Consider the following 22,138-nt stretch of genomic DNA (forward strand, 5'->3'; position numbering starts at 1 on the left):
CGATTTGGAGAAACAATGATTCCGTTGTCGTTCGCGCAGCGCCGGTTGTGGTTCGTGGATCGGTTCGAGGGCCCGTCGCCGACCTATAACGGCGCTTTCGCCCTGCGGCTGACCGGTGAGCTTGACGTCGATGCGCTCGAAGCAGCGCTCCGGGACGTCCTCGACCGGCACGAGGTTCTCCGTACGGTCATCGTCGAAGGCGACGACGGGATCCCTCACCAGGAGGTCCTGCCGGCCGAGAACGGACTGTTCGCCCTGGCGGTGGTCGAGGTTGCGGAGGCGGACCGGCGCGCGGCGGTCGACGCGGTCGCGACGGAGACCTTCGACCTGGCCACTGACGTACCGATCCGTGCCCGGCTGCTGCGTACCGGACCTGATCAGCACACACTCGTCCTGGTTGTGCACCACATCGCCCTGGACGGGGAGTCGCTCGGGCCGCTGCTGCGCGACCTGAGCACCGCGTACGCGGCACGCCGCGCGGGGCAGGCACCCCAATCGGCGCCGCTGGCCCTGCAGTACGCGGACTACACGCTGTGGCAGCAGGAGATGCTCGGCGACGAGTCCGACCCGCGGAGCGTGGCCGCCCGGCAGCTGGCGTACTGGCGCGTGGCGCTCGACGGTCTGGCGCAGCCCCTGGCCTTGCCGACGGACCGGCCCCGCCCGCGCGTGATGCGCCCGCACGGCGGCCTCGTGGAGTTCCCGATCGAGCCGGATCTGCTCGCGGCCGTGCAGAGGCTCGTCGGTGAGCAGGACGTCACGGTGTCGATGGTGATGCACTCCGCGTTGGCGGTGCTGCTGCGCCAGCTCGGCTGCGGCGACGACGTGCCGATCGGTGCGCCCATTGCCGGTCGGGTCGACGAGGAGCTGCGCGACCTGGTCGGATTCTTCGTCAACACCTGGGTGCTGCGGGTCGATCTGAGCGGCAACCCCACCTTCCGTCAGCTGCTCGACCGGGTGCGTGACCGGTGCCTGGGTGCCTACGACAACCAGGACCTGCCGTTCGAGCGGCTGGTCGAGCTGCTGAACCCGGATCGTTCCACCGCGTACCACCCGCTGTTCCAGGTGATGCTCGCCTGGCAGGAACCGTTGGGTGAGCTGAGCTTCGCCGGTCTGCGTACCGAGTCGGAGACCCTGGAGACGGGAACCGCTAAGTTCGACCTCTTCTTCAACATCATCCCGAATGCTTCCGGTGGAGCCGGTGTCCGCCTGGAGTACGCCACCGACCTGTTCGACAGGCACACGGTCGAGGGCATCGCCGCCCGCTTCACGCGGGTTCTCCGCCAGCTCGTCGCCGACCCGGATCGCGACGTCGACCGGACCGACGTGCTCGCACCGGACGAACGCGACCGTCTGCTCACCCGCTTCAACGACACCGCCACCTCTCTCGACGAGCAGACCATCACGGAACTGGTGAAGCGCCAGACTGCCCGAACCCCGGATTCAGTGGCGGTCGTCTGCGACGGCCGGACACTCACCTACCGTCAACTCGACGACCGGGTGGAACGTCTCGCCGGGGAACTGCGGCGTCGCGGTGCCGGGCCGGAGGACCTGGTGGTGTTGGCGGTACCCCGCTCGGAGGACCTGGTGGTCGGTCTCCTCGGGATCCTCGGGTCCGGGGCCGGCTATCTACCGATGGACACGCGGCATCTGGGTCCGCGGGCCGTGGGGGTGCTGGCCGAGGCGCGTCCGCGCTTCGCGGTCACCGACACCGCTACCTCGGCGGAACTGCCACCGGACGCCGTCTCGGTGGTGAACCTCGACGAGAGCGGCGAGTGGGCGTCGCCGCCCGGGGACCCGGTGCCAGCACCGGCCGCCGACAACCTCGCGTACGTGATGTACACCTCGGGCTCCAGCGGGCGACCGAAGGGCGTCGCGATCACCCACCGCAACGTCGTCAACGGCGTGCGGGCGCTGACCCGTCGCCTCGACGCGCCGCCCGGCTGGCGGATGCTGGCCGGCACCTCCGTCAACTTCGACGTCTCGGTCTTCGAGCTGCTGACCACGCTGTCCACCGGCGGCACGGTCGAGGTGGTGCCCGACGCGTTGGTGCTCGGCGAGCGCGACAGCTGGGACGGTCACGTGATCAGCGCGGTGCCGTCGGTGCTCGGCGAGCTGACCGACCACCTGGACAAGGCACCGAACGTCCGGGCCGTCGTCCTCGCCGGTGAGGTGTTGCCGGGCCGGCTGGTGCGGCAGATCCGTGACGTCCGGCCGGACGTGCAGGTCGTGAACTCCTACGGGCAGAGCGAGAGCTTCTACGCCACCGCCTTCTCCCTGCCGGCGGAGCAGGACTGGGCAGACGGTGACGTCACGCCCATCGGTACGCCGCTGGACAACGTGCGCGCCTACGTGCTGGGCCCGGGACTCGTCCCCGTACCGCAGGGGGTGCTCGGCGAGTTGTACGTCGCCGGCGCCTCACTGGGACGTGGCTACCACGGCGATCCGGGGCTGACCGCGCAGCGGTACGTGGCCAACCCGTTCGGACCGCCGGGCGATCGGATGTACCGCACCGGTGATCTGGTCCGCTGGAAGGCCGACGGCCAGTTGGAGTGTGTGGGCCGTGACGACAGCCAGGTGAAGGTACGCGGCTTCCGCATCGAGACTGCCGAGGTGGAGGCGGCCTGTGCGCAGCATCCCGGGATCAGCGAGGCCGTCGTGATCACCCGCGAGGTGCCTGCGGGTGGGCGGCGGCTCGTCGCCTACGTGGTGCACACCGGTGAGGGTGGGGTCGGTGACGACGGTGCCGGTGGCATCGGGGACGTCGATGTGCAGGCCGGCGCCTCAGCGGCCGAACTGCGCGAGTTCGTCGCGGCACGGCTGCCCGACTACATGGTGCCGTCGGCCTTCGTCGCCCTGAGCCGGCTGCCGGTCGGCCCGACCGGAAAACTGGACCGTGCGGCCCTGCCCGAACCGGAGTTTCTCGGTGCAACCTACCGGGCGCCGCGCACCGAGGCCGAGCACATCATCGCGAAGGCCTACGCGGATGTCCTCGGAGTCGACCGGGTCGGTGTCGACGACGACTTCTTCGGCATCGGTGGGGACAGCCTGCGCTCGATTCAGGTCGTGGCGCGGGCGCGGGCACGCGACCTGCACCTGACCACCCGGGAGATCTTCGAAGGCCGTACCGTGGCCCGGCTCGCCGAGCTGGCGGGCGCTCGGGGTGACCGCGTGCCCGCCCTCGCCGAGGACCCGGGCGGCGGCGTCGGTCCGATGGCGCTGCCGCCGGTGGCCCGGCAGGTGTTCGAGCACGGCGGTGGCATCGACCGTTTCGCCATGGCCATGACGCTGGAGCTGCCGGTAGGTATCGACGAGCGTGGGTTGACCGCGACGCTGGACGCTGTCCTCGACCGGCACGACCTGCTGCGTGCCCGGCTGGTACGCGACGGTGAACCCACCCTCGACGTCCGTCCGCCGGGCAGCGTACGAGCGGGTGACCTGCTCCACACGGTCGCCTGCGGCGGCCGTTGGGCGGAGCCGGACGCGCTGGCGCAGGCGCAGGCGCAGTTGCACGCCGCCCTCGGCCGGCTCGATCCGGAAGCCGGTGTCGTGGCGGATTTCGTCTGGTTCGCCGCAACCGACGGCACCGGGCGACTGCTCATCGTGCTGCACCACCTGGTCGTGGACGGCGTCTCCTGGCGCATCCTCATGTCGGACCTCGCCGAGGCGTGGCACCGGATCGGCTCCGGACACCGCGCCGAGCTGCCCGCCGTCGGAACGTCGGCTCGCCGGTGGACCGCCGCCCTGGCGGACGAGGCGCTCTCCCCGCGGCGGGAAGCCGAGCTGACCTACTGGCGTGACTTGCTGGAACTGCCGAACCCGGCGCTGGGGCAGCGGATGTTCGACCCTTCGGTGGACCTGATGGGCACCGTCGACACCGTACGGCTGCGGTTGCCGGCCGAGGTCAGTGACGTCGTGCTGACCACGCTTGCGGCGGCGTTCCGGGCGACCGGTACCGACGTTCTGCTCGCCGCGTTGGCCCTGGCTCTCGACCGGTGGCGCGGTGTCGCGCAACCCGTCCTGGTCCGGCTGGAAGGGCATGGTCGCGAGGAGGACATCGTCGCCGGTGCGGATCTGTCCCGGACCGTCGGCTGGTTCACCAGCATGTATCCGGCCCGGGTGGCGGTTTCCGGAGTGGACCTGGCCGACGTGCTGGCCGGCGGTGCGGCCACCGCGACGGCCATCAAGTTGGTCAAGGAGCAACTGCGCGAGGCCCCCGACAAGGGTCTGGGTTACGGGCTGCTGCGCTACCTCAACCCGGAGACCGCCGAACAGCTCGCCGGCTACCCGGCACCACAGATCGGCTTCAACTACCTCGGCCGCATCTCCCAGACCGACGTTGCCGAACATCTGCGTGCGCACGGTTGGGTGCCGGCTTCGTGGTCCACCGAGCTGATCGCGATGCCCGATCCGGACCTGCCCGCCCTGTCCGCACTCGAGGTCAACTCGGTCGCTGTGGACACCGTCGACGGTACCCGGCTGGAGACCATGTTCATGTTCCCGTCCGGTCTGCTGTCCCGGGAGCGGGTGACCGAACTGGCCGACCTCTGGGCTGACGTGCTGCGAGGCATGGCCGCGTACGCCGTCGGAGCGCCGGTCGGTGGCCTCACCCCCTCCGACGCGCCGCTGGTCTCGGTGCGGCAGGACGAGATCGAAAGTTGGGAGCAGCGGTACGGCCGGCTGGCCGAGGTCTGGCCGCAGGCACCCGGCCAGTCCGGCATACAGTTCCAGGCCGCGCTCGCCGACGACGCCTTCGACGTCTACCACATGCAGTTCGTGCTGCACCTGTCCGGGCACGTCGAACCGGCGAGGATCCGGGCGGCCGGGCAGGCGCTGCTACGTCGGTACCCGAACCTGCGCTCCGCGTTCCTCACCGCGACCGACGGCGACCCCGTCCAGGTCGTACCGGAACACGTCGCCCTGCCCTGGCGGCACATCGACCTGTCCGGACAGGGCGACGCGGAACAGGACGCCGCGCTGGACCGGTTCCTGGCCGAGGACCGGGCGGACCGGCTCGACCCCACCCGGCCGCCGCTGCTGCGCCTGGCCCTGCTCAGCTGCGGGACGCAGCGGGCCAAGCTGGTCCTCACCGCGCACCACACCTTGTTCGACGGTTGGTCGTCACCGCTGGTGATCAAGGATCTGATCCAGCTCTACGCCGACCAGGCGCCGCCCGCGGTCCGCGACTACGGCGACTACCTGACCTGGCTGTCCCGGCAGGACCGGCAGGAGTCGGCCGCCCGATGGCAGACCGAACTCGCCGGTTTCGACAGGCCGACACGTGTCGCACCGGACACCCCGATCGCCGAGACGGTGTCGGCTCTCGGCCGTGTCGAGGTGCCGTTCTCGATCGACAAGGGACGCGAGCTCGCCGGGCGGGCCGCGCAACTCGGGGTCACCCTGAACACCGTCCTGCAGGGTGCCTGGGCGGTCCTGCTGTCGAAGCTGACCGGCCAGCACGACGTGGTGTTCGGCGCTGCGGTCAACGGCCGACCGGCGGAGCTCACGGGCTCCGACGAGATGGTCGGTCTGTTCATCAACACCCTGCCGACCAGAGCACACTGCCGCCCGTACGATACCGTCGGCGCGGTCGTCACCGGGTTGCAGCAGCGGCAGGTCGCGCTGCTCGAGCACCACTACTACGGACTGGCCGACATCCAACGGGCCACCGGGTTGCCCGCCCTGTTCGACACGATCGTCGTGTTCGAGAACTATCCGATTGACCGGGCGGGCATCGTCGAGGCGAACACGGCCGCCGGTTTCACGATCGACGGTATCCGGCCGCTCGCCGGTTCGCACTACCCGCTCACGCTGAACTCCTCCGACCCCTATCTGCGGCTCTCCCTCGACTACCAGACCGATCTGTTCGACCGCGACGGGGCCGAGGTGATCGCCACCCGACTGGTTCGGGTACTGGAGCAGATACTCGACGATCCGACAACGGCAGTCGGCGCGGTCGACGTGCTCTCCGACGACGAGCGGGACTGGTTGCTGCGGAAGGTCAACGACACCGCACATCCGGTGTCTGCGGACACGCTGCCCGGCGCGTTCGAGGCCCAGGTGGAACGCGACCCGGACCGGCTCGCGCTGATCCACGAGCGGGAAACCCTCACGTACGGTGAGTTCAACCGGCGCGCCAACCAGCTGGCGCACTGGCTGATCGACCAGGGAGCCGGACCCGAACAGCTGGTCGCGGTCCGGATTCCCCGCTCGGTCGATCTGCTGGTGGCGATCTACGCGGTGGTGAAGGCGGGCGCGGCCTACCTGCCGCTGGACACCGAGTTACCCGCCGACCGGGTACGCAAGGTGCTGGACAGCGCGAAGCCGCTGCTGGTGCTCGACCAGAACACACCCGACGTGTCCGGCTGCCCGACGGAGGACCCACGGCGCACGTTGTCGCCGGACAACGCGGCGTACGTCATCTACACCTCGGGTTCCACGGGAGTACCCAAGGGCGTGCAGGTGACCCACCGGTCGATCATGAATCGGCTGAGCTGGGGCCTGGCGTACTTCCGCGTCGCCGCCGATGACCGGGTCCTGCTCAGCACCACCGCCAGCTTCGACGTGTCGGTACCGGAACTGTTCGCACCGCTTCAGGTCGGTGCCGCCATTGTGATCGCACGTCCGGACGGCCGCCGGGATCCCGCCTACCTCAGTGACCTGATCCAGCGGGAACGGGTGACCGGTGCGGACTTCGTGCCCTCCCTCCTGGACGCCTTCCTGACCGAGCCCACGGCCAAGGAGTGCGACACCCTGCGCTGGATGGAGGTGGCGGGTGAAGCGTTCCCGGCGGCCCTGGCGAACGCGGCAGCCGATCTGCTGCCCGGGTGCGAGGTGCACAACCTGTACGGCCCGACCGAGGCCGCGGTGGAGGTCACGGCGTGGCGGCACATGCCGGGCGCGGACCGGGTGCCCATCGGTGCCCCGGTGTGGAACACCCAGGTTTACGTGCTTGACGGTGCGTTGCTCCCGGTCGCTCCCGGAGTCGTCGGCGAGCTCTACCTCGCCGGTGCCGGACTGGCGCGCGGCTACCTGGGCCAGACTGGGCTGACCGCCGACCGCTTCGTCGCCTGTCCGTTCGGCACGCCCGGCGCCCGGATGTACCGCACCGGCGATCTGGTGCGATGGAACCCCGACGGCCAGGTTGAGTATCTCGGGCGGTCCGACTTCCAGGTTAAGGTTCGCGGCTTCCGCATCGAACTCGGTGAGATCGAGCAGGTAATGACCGCACTCCCACAGGTCGGTACCGCCGTGGTCGTGCTACGCGAGGACCGCCCCGGCGACCAGCGGCTGGTCGCGTACGTCGTGCCGGCCGACCCGGCGGAGGACCTCGCGCGGCTGGATCCGACGACGCTGACCCAGCAGGCCCGGCAACACCTGCCCGAGTACATGGTCCCCACGGCGATCGTCCCGCTGGCCCGGATTCCCCTGACCCCGAGCGGAAAGCTCGACCGCCATGCGCTTCCCGCCCCGGAACAACCCGCCACCGCCACCGGACGAGGACCACGCAACCACACCGAGGAGGTCCTCTGCCGGCTCTTCGCCGAACTGCTCGGGGTCGACGAGGTCGGTGTCGACGTCGACTTCTTCGAGCTTGGCGGCCATTCTCTGCTGGCCACCCGCCTGATCGGCCGGATCCGCCGGGAACTCGAGGTCGACGTCAAGGTCACCATGGTCTTCCGTAGCCCGACCGTCGCCCAACTGTCGGCGCAGATCGAGAAGCTCTCCACCTCGAGTCGCCCGCAACTGCGCCCGATGAACGTGTAGGAGTGCGTCGATGATTCCACTGTCCTTCGCCCAACGCCGGATGTGGTTCCTGCACCGACTGGAAGGCGCGTCCGCGACGTACAACATCCCGTTCGTCCTACGCCTGAGCGGGCCACTTGACACGGCGGCGCTGTGCGCGGCCCTCACCGACGTCGTCACCCGCCACGAGAGCCTACGTACCGTCATCGTCGAGGACGCGTACGGAACTCCCGGTCAGCGGGTCCTGTCGCCCGAGGAGGCGGTTCTGAGCAGCCGGTTCCTCACCGTCGCCCCCGACGCCTCGCACGCCGCGGTGCAGGACGCGGTGCGCCAGGGATTCGACCTGCAGACGCAGATTCCGCTGCGGGCCGCCGTTTTCCAGGAGGCGCCGCAGGAACACCTGGTGGCGTTCGTGTTCCACCACATCGCCGCGGACGGGGCGTCGATGGGACCGTTCCTGCGGGACCTGGCGACGGCGTACTCGGCCCGACTGCGGGGCACCGCACCGCAGTGGGCCCCGCTACCGGTGCAGTACAAGGACTACACGGTCTGGCAGCAACAACTGCTCGGTGACGAGTCCGACCCCGACAGCATCGCCGCGGCGCAGGTCGAGTACTGGCGCGCCGAGTTGACCGGCGTGCCGCAACCGCTGAACCTGCCCCTGGACCGGCCACGCCCGACCGCGGCCAGCCACCAGGGCGGCCACGTCGACTTCGAGTTGGACGAGGAACTGCTCACCGGCATCGCGAAGATCGCCGCGCAGCACGGTGCCACGGCCCCGATGGTCGCCCAGGCCGCACTGGCGGTACTGCTGCACCATGTCGGCGCCGGCAACGACCTGACGATCGGCAGCCCGATCGAGGGGCGCGCCGACGAGCAACTCGACGACCTGATCGGATTCTTCGCCAACACCTGGGTGCTGCGCGTCGACCTGTCCGGAAACCCGGTGTTCGAGGACCTGCTCAGGCAGGTCCGGGACCGGGCCCTCGCCGCCTACGACCACCAGGACGTTCCGTTCGAGCGCCTGGTGGAGCTGCTCAGCCCGGAACGGACCACGGCCTACCAGCCCTTGTTCCAGGTGATGCTGGCCTGGCAGTTCGAGTGGACGCAAGTGGAGCTCGCTGGCCTTCAGGTCACCCCCGTACCGGCCGGCACGGGGACGGCCAAGTTCGACCTCTTCTTCAACATCGTCCCCGCCCCGACCGGCGGGGCCTACGGGCGGTTGGAGTACGCGACCGAGCTGTTCGACCCGGCCTCGGCGACACACCTGGTCGAGCGCTATCTACGGGTACTACGGCAGGTGGTCCGCGATCCCGCGGCTCGGCTCGCCGCGGTGGATCTGCTCACCGACGACGAACGGGACCGGTTGGCCCGGCTGAACCGGACGACGGTAGCGGTGCCGGACACGACGGTGGCGGAGCTGGTCGCCGCCCAGGTGGCCCGTACGCCGGACGCGCCTGCCGTGGTGTGCGGAGGTGTCACGTTGTCGTACCGGGAGCTCGACGACCGTGCCGGCCAGCTGGCCGCGCTGCTGCGGGAACGTGGTGTCGGACCGGACGTCGTGGTCGCCGTGGCGCTACCCCGGTCGGTGGACCTGGTGGTCACGCTGCTGGGCGTACTCAAAGCCGGCGGTGCCTACCTGCCGGTCGACCCCACCTACCCGGCCGGGCGTGTCACCTTCCTGCTCGATGCGGCACAGCCCGCCCTGGTGGTGACCGACGCCGCGACCGGGGCCGCGGTGCCGGCCGCGGCTGCGGTCCTCCGGCTCGAAGACCTGCGCCTGGACGGCCCGGCACCGGAGTTCCCGCCGGCCGGCGTCGGGCCGGACCATCTGGCCTACGTGATGTTCACCTCCGGCTCGACAGGCGTACCCAAGGGGGTCGCGGTCACCCACGGGTGCGTGGTCAACGGTGTGCGGGACCTGCGTCGCAGGGTTCGGGTGGACACGGGTGGCCGGATGCTTGCCGCCACGTCGGTGAACTTCGACGTCTCGGTGTTCGAGACGTTCACGGCGCTGACCACGGGCGCGAGCATCGAGATCGTTCGTGACGTGCTCGAACTCGCCGAACGTACCGGTTGGACGGGCACCACCGTGAGCGCCGTGCCCGCCGTGTTCGCCGCGTTGCTGGACCAACTCGACTCCGGCGCGCCCGGCCGTCCCGTACTCGACGTGGAGACTGTCGTGTTCGCCGGTGAGGCCCTCTCCGCCGACCTGGTCCGCGAGGTGCGGCGTGCCCTGCCCGGCGTGCGCGTCGTCAACGCGTACGGGCAGACGGAAAGTTTTTACGCCACCACCTATCCGGTCCCGCAGGAGCTGACCGGCGTCGAAGCGGTACCGATCGGAGCGCCCCTGGCCAACATGCGCGTCTACGTGCTGGGCCCTGAACTGACACCGGTCGCCCCCGGCGTGACCGGTGAACTGTACGTCGGAGGCCGACTCGCTCGCGGCTACCACCGGGACGGCCGGTCGACGGCGGAGCGTTTCGTCGCCTGCCCCTTCGGTCCGGCGGGTACGCGCATGTACCGCACCGGCGATCTGGCCCGGTGGGACGACAACGGTCGACTGCGGTACGCGGGACGCGTCGACACGCAGGTGAAGGTGAACGGCATCCGGATCGAGCCCACCGAGATCGAGACCGTCGTCAGCCGGCACCCCGAAGTCGGTCGGGCGGCCGTCACCGTGTGCCAGGACCACCACGGTCGGGCCCGGCTCATCGGCTACGTGGCCGCGGCGGACACCGTCTCCGGCGACGGAAAGCAACGGGCGGCCGGAGTGTCACCGGCGCAGCTGCGTGCGTTCGTGGCCGAGCGGCTGCCGGACTACATGGTCCCCGTCCAGTTCGTGATGCTGGACCGGCTGCCGGTGACCGCGAATGGCAAGATCGACCGGGCCGCGTTGCCCGTACCCGAATTCACCGACACCGAGCACCGGGCGCCGCGCAGCGCCGTGGAGAACGTCCTGGCCGAGGTGTACGCGGACGTGCTGGGCGCCGGGCCGGTGGGGATCGACGACGACTTCTTCACGAGTGGCGGAGACAGTATCCGTTCGATCCAGGTCGCCGCGCGGGCCAAAGCACGGGGACTGGTCCTCAGCCCACGGGAGATCTTCGAGCACCGCACCGTCGCCCGGCTCGCGGAACTGGTCGACGGTCGGGTGGGTGAGGAGCCGGTGACCCTGGCTGAGCTGCCCGGCGGCGGCGTGGGTTGGGCACCCCTGCCGCCGACGGCGGCACACGTGCTCGCATTGGGCGGTGGTATCGGACGGTTCTGCATGTCCGCACTGCTCACCCTGCCGGAGAACATCGGCCGGCGCGAACTCGTCGCGACGCTGCAGGCTGTGCTGGACCGGCACGACGTGCTGCGGTCCCGGCTCGACCGGGCCGGGGCGGGCATCGTCATGGCGGCCGTCGGCAGCGTGGACGCCGACGCGTTGCTGCGGGACGTCGCCCTGCACGAAGCTGATGTGCGGGTCGAACTGGACGCGGCTGCGGACCGGCTGGACCCGGACGCCGGTGTCATGGCCCAGTTCGTGCGGTTCACCTCCGACACGGACGTGGACCGACTGCTGATCGTGCTGCACCACCTGGTCGTCGACGGGGTGTCGTGGCGGATCCTCGTCCCCGACCTGGTGTCGGCCTGGCAGCGGGTCGACGGGGGTGGTTCCGCACCAACGGGGACGGTGGGTACCTCGTTGCGGCGGTGGATGTGGGCGCTGGCCGATGCCGCGACCGACCCGCGTCGGGAGGCCGAACTGCCCGTCTGGCAGGAGATCCTGCGCACCGACGAGCCGGTGCTCGGCGCTCGTCGGCTCGATCCGGCCCGCGACGTGGCGGCAACAGTGGACACGCTGCGGGTGCAGGTGCCGCCGGAGGTCACCGGGACCCTGCTGACCACTGTGCCCGCGGTGTTCCGATCCGGCGTGGACGCCGCCTTGCTGGCGGGTCTGGTGCTGGCGTTGCGCCGCTGGCGTGCGACGCGGGGCCGCTCCGGCACCTCGACGCTGGTGCGGTTGGAGGGGCACGGCCGAGCCGAACACGTGGTTCCCGGCGCCGACCTGTCGGGCACCGTCGGCTGGTTCACCGCGATGTTCCCGGTCCGGCTGGATCTGGCGGGTGTGGACCTGCCGGACGCGTTCGCTGGTGGTCCGGAGGCCGGGCGGGCGATCAAAGCCGTCAAGGAGCAGCTACGGGCCGTGCCGGACAACGGCATGGGGTACGGCCTGCTGCGTCACTTGAACACGCAGACCGCCGCCGCGCTGGCGGGAACCTGTGAGCCGCAGATCGGCTTCAACTACCTGGGCCGTGCCTCCGGCACCGACATTCCAGAGGAACTACGCGGCCTCGGCTGGGCACCGGATCCCACATACCGGGACCTGATCGCCGCCCCGGACGGTGACATGCCGGCTCTGTCCGCACTGGAGATCAACGCTGTCGTCACGCACACCGGCGACGGTGACGAGCTGACCGCCTACTTCGGTTTCCCCACCGGAGTGCTCGACCGCGACGAGGTGACCGAGCTGGCCGAGCTGTGGGTCGAGGCGCTCAGCGCCCTGGCACGCCACGCCAGCACCTCCGGCGCCGGCGGGCTGACCCCGAGCGACGCACCGTTGGTCGAGGTGAGTCAAGCGGAGATCGACTCGTGGGAGAACCGTCACGGGGCACTGACCACGGTCTGGCCGACCACACCGGTGCAGTCCGGCATGTTGTTCCACACGGCCATGGCCGGGTCGTCGTTTGACGCGTACCACATGCAACTGGTGTTCCACCTGGCGGGCGCGGTCGATCCGGAGCGGATGCGCCGCGCCGCGCAGGCGTTGGTGGCGCGGCACGCCACCCTCCGGGCGGCGTTCGTCGACCGGGCGGACGGCACGACGGTGCAGCTGGTGCCACAGCTGGTTGAGCTGCCGTGGCAGTACCACGACCTGACCGTGTTCGGTGCGGCAGAGCGCACGGAGAGGTTCGAGCGCCTGCTCGCGCGGGACCGGGCCGTCCACTTCGATGCGGCCAGCCCGCCGCTGCTGCGGATGGCCCTCGTCGTCGCGACGCCGGGCCGCGCGGAACTGGTGCTCACCGCCCACCACGTGCTTGTCGACGGCTGGTCGATGCCGCTGATGCTGCGGGACCTTTTGCTGCTCTATGCCTCCGGCGGCGACCCGGCCCGGCTGCCCACATCCGGTGACTTCGGTGAGTTTCTTCGCTGGCGGGCCCAGCAGGACCACGCGGAGTCCGCCCGGGTGTGGACGAGCGAGCTCGACGGTGTCGAGGAACCGACCCTGCTCGCCCCCGGCGCGGACCCGGCAGACGTAGAGGGCGTCGGTCAGGTCGATGTCGTACTCGACCCGGACGAGGCGCAGGCCCTCAACCGGCGGGCGGCCGAGTGGGGTATCACGGTCAACACTCTGGTCCAGGGCGCCTGGGCGCTGCTGCTCGGCCAGCTCACCGGCCGGCAGGACGTGCTGTTCGGGGCGACCGTCTCCGGACGCCCGCCCGCGGTGGCCGGCGTCGACTCGATCGTCGGCATGTTCATCAACACCATTCCGGTACGCGTCGAGTTCACCCCCGGCGACAGTGTCGTGGCGGTCCTCACCCGGTCGCAGGCCCGGCAGGCCCGGCTGCTGGAACACCACTACCACGGGTTGACCGAGATCCAGCAGGCGGTCGGCCTACCGTCCCTGTTCGACACTCTCGTCGTCTTCGAGTCCTACCCGGTCGACCGGGATGCGCTCGCCGCCGCCGCCGACGCCGCTGACGGTCTCGCCTTCACCGGCCTGCGCCCGTCCACGGCCACCAACTACCCGTTGACTCTGATGGCGGCGGCGGATCCGCAGCTGCAACTCCTCCTGCAGTACGCGCGCGGCGTCTTCGACCCGGACGCGGTGCAGGTGCTGGCGGCTCGCCTCGGACGTGTGCTGCGGCAGTTGGTGGCCACACCGAGCCCGACCGTGGCGCAGCTCGACATCCTCGACCCGGCCGAACGTGAACTGCTGCTCACCGAGGTCAACGACACTGCGGTACCGACTCCGTCGACCACGGTCGTCGGGCTGGTCGAGGCCCAGGTGGTGCGGACCCCGGACGCGGTGGCCGTGGTCGCCGAGGGCGGATCGCTCACGTACCGTGACCTGTCCGTCCGGGCCGCCCGTCTCGCAGACGAGCTGACCGGTCGCGGCGTGGGCCCCGAGTCGTTGGTCGCGGTGGCTCTGCCCCGGTCGGTGGACCTGGTCGTCGCGCTGCTGGCGATCCTGCGGGCGGGTGGCGCGTACCTGCCGGTCGACCCCAGGTACCCCAGCTCCCGCACCGCCGCCATTCTCCGGCAGGCCCGCCCCGGCCTCGTGCTCACCGACTCGTCGACGGTGGCGGGGCTGCCGGAGCACGACGCACCCGACCTCCTCCTCGACACGCTCGACCTGACCGGCGAGCACACCGGCCCCGAACGGCGGATCGAGGCACAGCAGTTGGCGTACGTGATGTACACCTCCGGCTCCACGGGGCGGCCCAAGGGGGTGGCCATCACACACGCGAACCTGGTCAACGGGGTGCTGAGGCTCGCGCCCCGGGTGGGCCTGGGGCTCGGCAAGCGGCTCCTCGCCAGCACCTCGGTGAACTTCGACGTCTCGGCGTTCGAGATCTTCACGACGCTGGCCTGCGGCGGAGTCGTCGAAATGGTGCGGGACGTCCTGGTTCTGGGTGAGCGGGCGGGCTGGCGTGGCAGTGTGATCTCCACCGTGCCGTCGGCCTTCGCCGAGCTGGTCGACGGGATCGCCGGCCGCACCAGCGTGGAGACCATCGTGTTCGCTGGCGAGGCGCTGCCCGGATCGCTCGTCGAGAGGACGCGGGCGGTCTTCCCCGGCGTGCGGGTGGTGAACGCCTACGGGCAAAGCGAGTCGTTCTACGCCACCACCTTCACGATCGCCGGGGACCCACCGGATCAGACGGGGAGCGTGTCGGTCGGCACACCGCTGGGCAACATGCGGGCGTACGTCCTGGGTCCCGGCCTGGCGCCGGTGCCGGCGGGGGTCGTCGGTGAGCTGTACGTCGGGGGCAGTGTCGGTCGTGGATACCACGGCCGCGCCGACCTGACCGCCGAGCGCTTCGTCGCCGACGCGTTCGGTCCGCCAGGGGCCCGGATGTACCGCACCGGCGACCTGGCCCGGTGGAACGACGCGGGGCAGCTGGAGTACGCGGGCCGGGGCGACACGCAGGTCAAGGTGCGCGGTTTCCGGATCGAACCGGGTGAGGTCGAGGCGGTGCTCACCGCGCATCCGGCGGTGGCCCAGACCGTCGTGGTGTCCCGGCCCGGCGCGGTGACCGGCACCCGACTCGCCGCCTACGTGGTGGCCTCGGGCGACGTCGACGCCGCGGAGTTGAGGCGGTACACCGCCGAGCGGCTGCCGGAGTTCATGGTGCCGTCGGCCTTCGTGCTGCTGGACCGGCTGCCGCTGATGGCCAACGGCAAGTTGGACCGGGACGCTCTTGCCGAACCGGAGTTCGGCGGGACCGACCACCGGGCGCCGAGTACCGCCCGTGAGGAGTGCCTGGTCAGGCTCTTCGCCGAGGTGCTCGGGCGGGAACAAGTCGGCGTCGACGACGACTTCTTCGAGCTGGGTGGACATTCCCTGCTCGCCACCCGGTTGATCAGCCGCCTCCGGGCGGAGACCGGAGCGGAGATCTCCATCCGCACGATATTCGACCTGCCCACGGTGGCCACGCTCGCTGCATGGCTGGACCGGGCCGGACCGGAAGCACCAGCAGCTCCGCGTCGCCCCCGCCTGCGCAAGATGACCGTAGAGGAGTAAGCACATGATCCCGTTGTCCTTCGCGCAACGCCGCTACTGGTATCTGCACCAACTGGAGGGTGGCGAGACCTGGAACATGTCGGCTGCCCTGCGGCTGACCGGAGAACTGGACCTGCCCGCGATGGACGCGGCGATCCGGGACGTGGTCGAGCGGCACGAGATCCTGCGCACCACGTACGTGGTCAACGACCAGGGCGAGCCGTACCAACGGGTGCTGCCGGCAGGGGAAGCCCGGGTGACGACTCCGGTCATCGAGGTGTCACCGGGGGAGGTGGCCGGAGCGGTCGACACGGCGGTCGCGCACCCCTTCGACCTGGCGACCGAGATCCCGTTCCGGGCCAGCGTGATCCGCTCCTCGCCCCGCGACCACGTCCTCGTCCTGGCCATCCACCACATCGCCACCGACGGCAGCTCCAGCTTCCCGCTGGCCAGGGACCTCGCCACGGCCTACACCGCCCGCCGCGCCGGCCGGGCGCCCCGGTTCACGCCGTTGCCGGTGCAGTACAAGGACTTCACGTTGTGGCAGCGTGAGGTGCTCGGTGACCTGAAGGACCCCAACAGCCTCGCCGCGGCGCAGCTGGAGTACTGGCGTAAGGAACTGGCAGGTGTTCCTCAGCCGCTCAACCTGCCGCTCGACCGTCCACGATCGGCGGACCTGAGCACCGACGGTGACGCGGTGGCCTTCGTGGTGCGGTCCGCTGTCACCGCCGGCCTCGAACGCCTCGCCGCCGAACGTGGCATGACCATGTCGATGATCGTGCAGGCCGCCCTGGCGGTGCTGCTGTGCAAACTCGGCGGCGGCGAGGACGTGCCGATCGGGTCTCCGATCGCTGGACGGACCGACGAGGCCTTGGCCGACCTGGTCGGGTGCTTCGTCAACAACCTGGTGTTGCGCGTCGACCTGTCCGGCGACCCGACCTTCCTGGACGTGCTCGCGCAGGTACGCAACAAGGCGCTGACCGCGTACGAGCACCAGGACGTGCCGTTCGACGTACTGGTCGAGGAGATCAACCCGGATCGTTCCGCCACGTACCGGCCGATGTTCCAGGTGATGTGCGGCTGGCAGAACTTCGCCAGACCGGTGCTCGATTTCCCGGGGCTCACGGCCGAGTTCCAGCAGGCCCTGACCACGAAAGCCATGGTCGACCTCTTCTTCAGCATGACCCTGGACGACGCGGCGGGTGTGCTCTACGGCGACATCCAGTACGGGACCAGGTTGTTCGACCGGGACACCGTCGAGGCCATGGCCGCCCGGTTCGTCCGAGTCCTGGAGCAACTGGTCGCCGACCCGACCCGGTGCGTCGGCGACGTCGACGTGCTCGACGCACCGGAACGTGACCGGCTGTTGGTGCGGGTGAACGACACCGCCGAGCCGACACTCGAAGGCGGGCTGCTGGCGGCGGTGCGTCGCCGGGTGCAGGAGACACCGCAGGCACCCGCGGTACTCACCGAGAACGCGTCGCTCACCTACCACGAGCTGGACGTCCGGTCCAACCAGCTGGCGCACTGGTTGGTGGAACGCGGCGTGCGGGCCGAGTCGGTCGTCGCCGTCTGTCTGCCCCGCACCGCGAACCTTGTGGTGGCGTTGTTGGCGGTCGTCAAGGCCGGCGGGGCGTACGTGCCGCTGGACCCGGAACACCCGCGCTCCCGCATCGACCACATTCTGGCCCAGGCGAGGCCGGTGCTGGTACTCGACCACGAAGCGCTGTCCGGCCTCGACTGCTCGGGCTACCCGGACCATCCGCCGACGGTGGTCGTGCATCCGGGCAACACCCAGTACGTCATCTACACGTCCGGTTCGACGGGTGCTCCGAAGGGCGTGACGATTCCGCGCAGCGCGGTCGCGAACTTCCTGGCCTCCGTCCAGCGGCGGTTCCCGTTGTCGCCGGGGGAGCGCATGCTGTTCAGCACGACGGTGTCGTTCGACATGGCGAACACCGAGTTGTACCTCCCCTTCGTCGCCGGCGCGACGATGGTGATGGCCGCCAGGGAGACCGTCACCGATCCGGCGGCCGTGCTCGCGTTCATCCGTCGCAACCGAGTGAGCGTGGTGCAGGCCACGCCGGGATTCTGGCAGATGCTGCTCGCCCACGAACCGGACGCCGCGCGGGGGCTGCGCATCATCACCGGTGCGGAGGCGGTGCCCGCCCGACTCGCCGAGACGCTGGCCGGGCAGGCCAGCGAGGTCGGCAACTGGTACGGCCCGTCCGAGACGACGACGTGGTCGACGATGGCGCCGCTGACATCAGGCAAGCCGGTGGCGATCGGCACCCCGATCGGCAACACCCAGGTGTATCTGCTCGACTCCCGGTTCTGCCCGGTGCCGCGCGGGGTGACCGCGGAGGTGTACATCGCCGGCGATGGACTGGCCCGCGGCTACCAGGGCCGGTCGGACCTGACCGCCGAGCGGTTCCTGTCCTGTCCGTTCGGGCCGGCCGGATCGCGGATGTACCGGACCGGAGACCTGGCCCGGTGGAACCGCGACGGTCAACTGGAGTACGTCGCGCGTACCGACTTCCAGGTGAAGGTCCGAGGCTTCCGGATCGAGCTGGGGGAGATCGAGCATGTACTGGCCGCGCATCCCGGCGTGGCGCAGGCCGCGGTCGTGGTGCGCGAGAACCCGCAGGGCGACAGGAGCATCGTGGGCTACGTGGTGCCCACGTCGCCCGACGTCGGGACCGAGCAGCTCCCCGCCGAACTCGTCACCTACCTGCGCGGGCGCCTTCCGGACTACATGGTGCCGGGCACGTTGATCCCCCTCACCGAGCTGCCGCTCACGCCGAACGGGAAGCTCGACCGTCGGGCGCTGCCCGAGGAGGACACCAGCCGGGGAAGCGGACGGGAGCCGCGCAACTCGCAGGAGCGGCGGCTGTGCGCGATCTTCGGTGACCTGCTGGACCGGGAGGTCGTCGGCGTCGACGAGGACTTCTTCGCCCTGGGCGGTCACTCGCTGCTGGCCACCCGGCTCAGCGTGCGTATCCGCAAGGAGTTCGGGATCGAGTTCCCACTCCGGACGATCATCAAGTTCCCCACGGTGGCCGAGTTGGCCTCGCTGCTGCTGATCGGTCAGCCTGCCGGGGAGTCCGCCGACCCGCTCGGTGTGGTGCTGCCGCTCAACGCTGACCCCGGTACGGGCAAACCGCCGCTGTGGTTCTTCCACGGGGGAGGTGGGCTGGGGTGGGCGTACTTCAGCTTCGTGGTGCACGTGCCGGACCGGCCCGCGTACGCGCTTCAGGCGCGTGGTTACAACGGTGTCGGCGAGCTGGTGACGTCCGTGGAGGAGATGGTCGACCACTACATCGAGGAGATGCTGCGGATCCAGCCGGACGGGCCGTTCCACCTGATCGGCTGGTCCTACGGCGGCACCGTGGCGCAGGCGGTCGCGGCGGGTCTCGCCCGCCGCGGGTACGAGATCGCCCTGACAGCCATCCTCGACTCCCAGCCCGGCGGGCACGGCTGGTCCGAGATTCACGCCAACAAGACCATCGAGGACTACCGGGACGAGTTGGAGGACTTCTTCGGTCAGTACATCGGCACCGACAACCAGCAGGACTCCATCGACGTCATGGCCCGCGTGTTGGCCAACAACTCCAGACTCATGATGACGTTCGAGTCGCCGGTGTACGACGGTGACGTGTTGTTCTTCAACGCAGTTCTCAAGGACGACCTGTACGCGCACCTGTGGCGACCGTACGTTCTCGGTGCCATCGAGGAGTACGACGTGGACGCCACGCACCACGAGATGAACCTGCCCGGCCCGGTTGCTGAGATCTTCGATGTCATCAACCGCAAGCTCGCGGCGCAGTGAACCGGCAAGCGGTCGAGGACAGGAGTTGATCGAGATGACAGGGCAGGGTGTGGCCGGTTCGACACGGGAGCGCGGCACACTGTTGTGCGTGCCGTTCGCGGGAGCGGGTGCTTCCTTCTTCCACCCGTGGCGTGAGCTGGCGGCGGGCCGATGGCGGGTCACCTCCGTCGAGTTGCCGGGCCGGGAGCGACGATTCTTGGAGGAGCCGTACCGCAACGTGGTCGAGGCGGCCCGTACCGAGGTCGACCGCGTCGCCGCCGACCTCGGTACCGGGACGCCGACCGTGCTGTTCGGACACAGCCTGGGTGCGGTGCTCGCGTACGAGTTGGTGCATCTGCTGAGCAGGCGGGGCGTCGCCGTCGAGGCGTTGATCGTCAGTGGTTCACCGGGACCGTGGACGCAGCGGGAGCGGCGGGCGGCCGGGCTCCCGGACGAAGAGTTCCTCGCCCGGGTCGAGGAGTTCGCCGGTTTCCGGCACGAGGCGCTCGACCACCCGGAGATGCGGGAGCTGATCCTTCCCGCGTTGCAGGCCGACTGCGAGATGCACGAGGCGTACGTGCCGAGCTTCGACGGGCCACTACCGGTGCCGATCTGCTCACTGCGGGGCAGCTCTGACGGCCTGGTGACGGCTGCGGAGGCTCAGCAGTGGCAGACGGCGACCACGGGCGGGTTCGGTTACGTGGAGTTCCCCGGTGACCACATGTACCTGGTGGATCAGGGTCGGCAGGTGCTCGACGTCATCGAGCAGGTCGAGGCCCTCAGTGGTGCCGCAACGGTCTGAGTCTGGCCGCGGCGTTCCCGGAGGGCCCCGAGCGACGCTCGGGGCCCTCCCCGTCACCGGCCGGTCGGCGATCCCTGCTCAGATCTGCCGGGGCGGACCGAACCAGGTGGCCAGGGCGGCCCGCAGCGCCGAGGTGTCCGGCGGTTCGTCGGTGGCCGCGGCCCAGGCGACGTGGCCGTCCGGTCGGACGAGCAGCGCGGCCGGCACGGACAGTTCGTCGAGGTCAGGGACGATCCAGTGTCCGGCCACGCTCGTCGCCTCGACCAGGTCGACGCGATCGGCCCAGCCGTCGACCGCCGCAGCGACCTCGGCGCTGCCATGCAGGTCGACGAGCACCGGACGGGCGGCGTGCAGCAGCTCGTACACGCGGGTGGCGCCGTCGGCGGTCTTGAGGTCGACGTCCGGGACCCGGCGACCCGTCAGTGGATGGTCACCGTCGATCGGGTAGTGCAGGTTCAGCGCGGTGAGCATGCCGCACAGCTGCCGGTTGACGTCGTCGAACTGCAGCAGATCGCCGAAGACGTCGCGTAGCGCGTCGGTGTGCGGGCCGGGGCGGGCCAGCGCGGACTGGGCCCGGGTGTTGTGCAGCACCCGTTCGCCGACCGGGTGACGCTCCCGGTGGTAGGTGTCGAGCAAGCTTTCCGGGGCCTGGCCGTGGACCACCGCGGCGAGTTTCCACCCGAGATTGACCGCGTCCTGTACGCCCAGGTTCAGGCCCTGCCCACCGGCCGGAAAGTGGATGTGCGCGGCGTCGCCGGCGAGCAGCACCCGACCGGCCCGGTACCGGGCAGCCTGTCGCGCGGCGTCGCTGAACCGCGAAACCCACCGAGGGTTGCGCATCCCGAAGTCGGTACCGGCGAGCCTGAACAGCGATGCGCGGAGCTGCTCGAAGGTGACCGGCTCGTCGCGTTCGGCGGCGCGGTCGTATTCGGAGGCGATCACCCGGTGCCAGCCGGGTTCGAAGGCGATCACCGAATAGTCGCCGGTGGGACAGCGACGTACCCAGATGTAGTCCTCGGTCAGCTCCGGAAGCTCCACGTCGCCGATAAGCGCGGTCATCGTCGCCGGGGTACCCGGAAACCCGATTCCCGACAGTTTGCGTACGGTGCTGCGCCCGCCGTCGCAGCCCACCAGATAACGGGTGAGGATCGTCCGCGCTGGTCCCGGTGTGGTGCCCAGTTCCACGGTTACCCCTGAACTGTTCTGGCTGATTGCGGTCACCTCCGACGAGCGCCGGATTCGCACGCCGAGATCGACGGCCCACTCTTCGAGGAGCCGTTCGATGTCGGTCTGCAGAATCATCAGCGGATAGGGGTGCCGCGACTCCGCTTCGTCGAACTCCAGATACAGCCCGGAGAAGTGGCCTACGGGTTGTGGAGCGCCGATTTCTGTGAAGCGGTCCAGGATGCCGCGTTGGTCCAGCACCTCCAGGGTCCGTGAGTGCATTCCGCCGGCCCGTGACTCGCCGGTCCGTTGGGCGAGTCGCTCCACCACGAGCACGTCGACACCTGCCAGGCGGAGTTCGCAGGCCAGCATCAGACCGGTCGGTCCGGCACCGGCGATCACCACGTCCGCGTCCACGCCGCTGTGTTCCACGTCGTACCCCCTCGCTGTTGTCCGACACTGTCACGGTCACGTCTCGCAGGTCGCGAGACAACCGGTGCGGAGGTTCCGACGTCCCCGGGGAAGCCGGTCCACGTTGTACTGTCCCGCCGGCGGGACGGCGTACCCGGAAGGTGCCTCGCCCTCGCCCCCGACCGACCCCTGTAATCGCTTCTACCGGTATTCCGTCACGGCAGATCGCGCGACACTCGAACTGGCCGCCGAGGAACTGCTCACCGAGCGAGGCGAGGTTCCGAGCGGCATTTCCTTCAGCCGTGCGACGGTGCCGGCGGTGGTGGCCCAAATCGGGCCGAAAGGGATCGGAAGGTAATCCCGAGCGGGCGAACCAAAGGGAGCTCAACGAATGGAATCGTCACCACGGACCGACCACCAGAATGGTGGCGGTGGCGCA

Annotated in this window: 5 protein-coding genes; 4 read left to right on the top strand and 1 reads right to left on the bottom strand. The window is 70.0% G+C overall.

Annotated features, from left to right (window positions below; all coding sequences use genetic code 11):
* Window positions 1–15: 15 nt before the first annotated feature.
* Genes HCA58_RS12990 through HCA58_RS13005 form a run of 4 tightly spaced genes read left to right on the top strand, consistent with a single transcriptional unit; the run spans window position 16 to window position 20,124 of the window.
* Window positions 16–7,764: a non-ribosomal peptide synthetase gene (locus tag HCA58_RS12990; protein WP_169598055.1), complete on the top strand. Its 7,749-nt coding sequence runs from the start codon at window positions 16–18 to the stop codon at window positions 7,762–7,764.
* Between the two features lie 10 nt (window positions 7,765–7,774).
* Window positions 7,775–15,535, top strand: a complete 7,761-nt coding sequence (locus HCA58_RS12995) for a non-ribosomal peptide synthetase (protein ID WP_169598056.1) — start codon at window positions 7,775–7,777, stop codon at window positions 15,533–15,535.
* Between the two features lie 4 nt (window positions 15,536–15,539).
* Entirely contained in the window at window positions 15,540–19,343 is a 3,804-nt protein-coding gene (locus HCA58_RS13000; protein WP_169598057.1) for a non-ribosomal peptide synthetase, read from the top strand.
* A gap of 34 nt (window positions 19,344–19,377) precedes the next feature.
* Complete coding sequence (locus HCA58_RS13005; RefSeq protein ID WP_169598058.1) at window positions 19,378–20,124, top strand: alpha/beta fold hydrolase; 747 nt, start codon at window positions 19,378–19,380, stop codon at window positions 20,122–20,124.
* Window positions 20,125–20,202: 78 nt separating this feature from the next.
* On the opposite strand, the gene HCA58_RS13010 is transcribed toward HCA58_RS13005, so the two are convergent.
* A complete protein-coding gene (locus HCA58_RS13010; RefSeq protein WP_169598059.1) occupies window positions 20,203–21,720 on the bottom strand; it encodes an FAD-dependent monooxygenase in 1,518 nt (505 codons plus the stop codon).
* Between the last annotated feature and the right edge of the window lie 418 nt (window positions 21,721–22,138).

The organism is Micromonospora sp. HNM0581 (assembly GCF_012726175.1).
Lineage (GTDB): Bacteria > Actinomycetota > Actinomycetes > Mycobacteriales > Micromonosporaceae > Micromonospora.

Excerpts from the sequence above, each read along its gene's own strand:
- HCA58_RS13000 (WP_169598057.1), top strand. The coding sequence starts at position 15,540 with ATGATCCCGTTGTCCTTCGCGCAACGCCGCTACTGGTATCTGCACCAA.
- HCA58_RS12990 (WP_169598055.1), top strand. The coding sequence starts at position 16 with ATGATTCCGTTGTCGTTCGCGCAGCGCCGGTTGTGGTTCGTGGATCGG.
- HCA58_RS13005 (WP_169598058.1), top strand. The coding sequence starts at position 19,378 with ATGACAGGGCAGGGTGTGGCCGGTTCGACACGGGAGCGCGGCACACTG.
- HCA58_RS12995 (WP_169598056.1), top strand. The coding sequence starts at position 7,775 with ATGATTCCACTGTCCTTCGCCCAACGCCGGATGTGGTTCCTGCACCGA.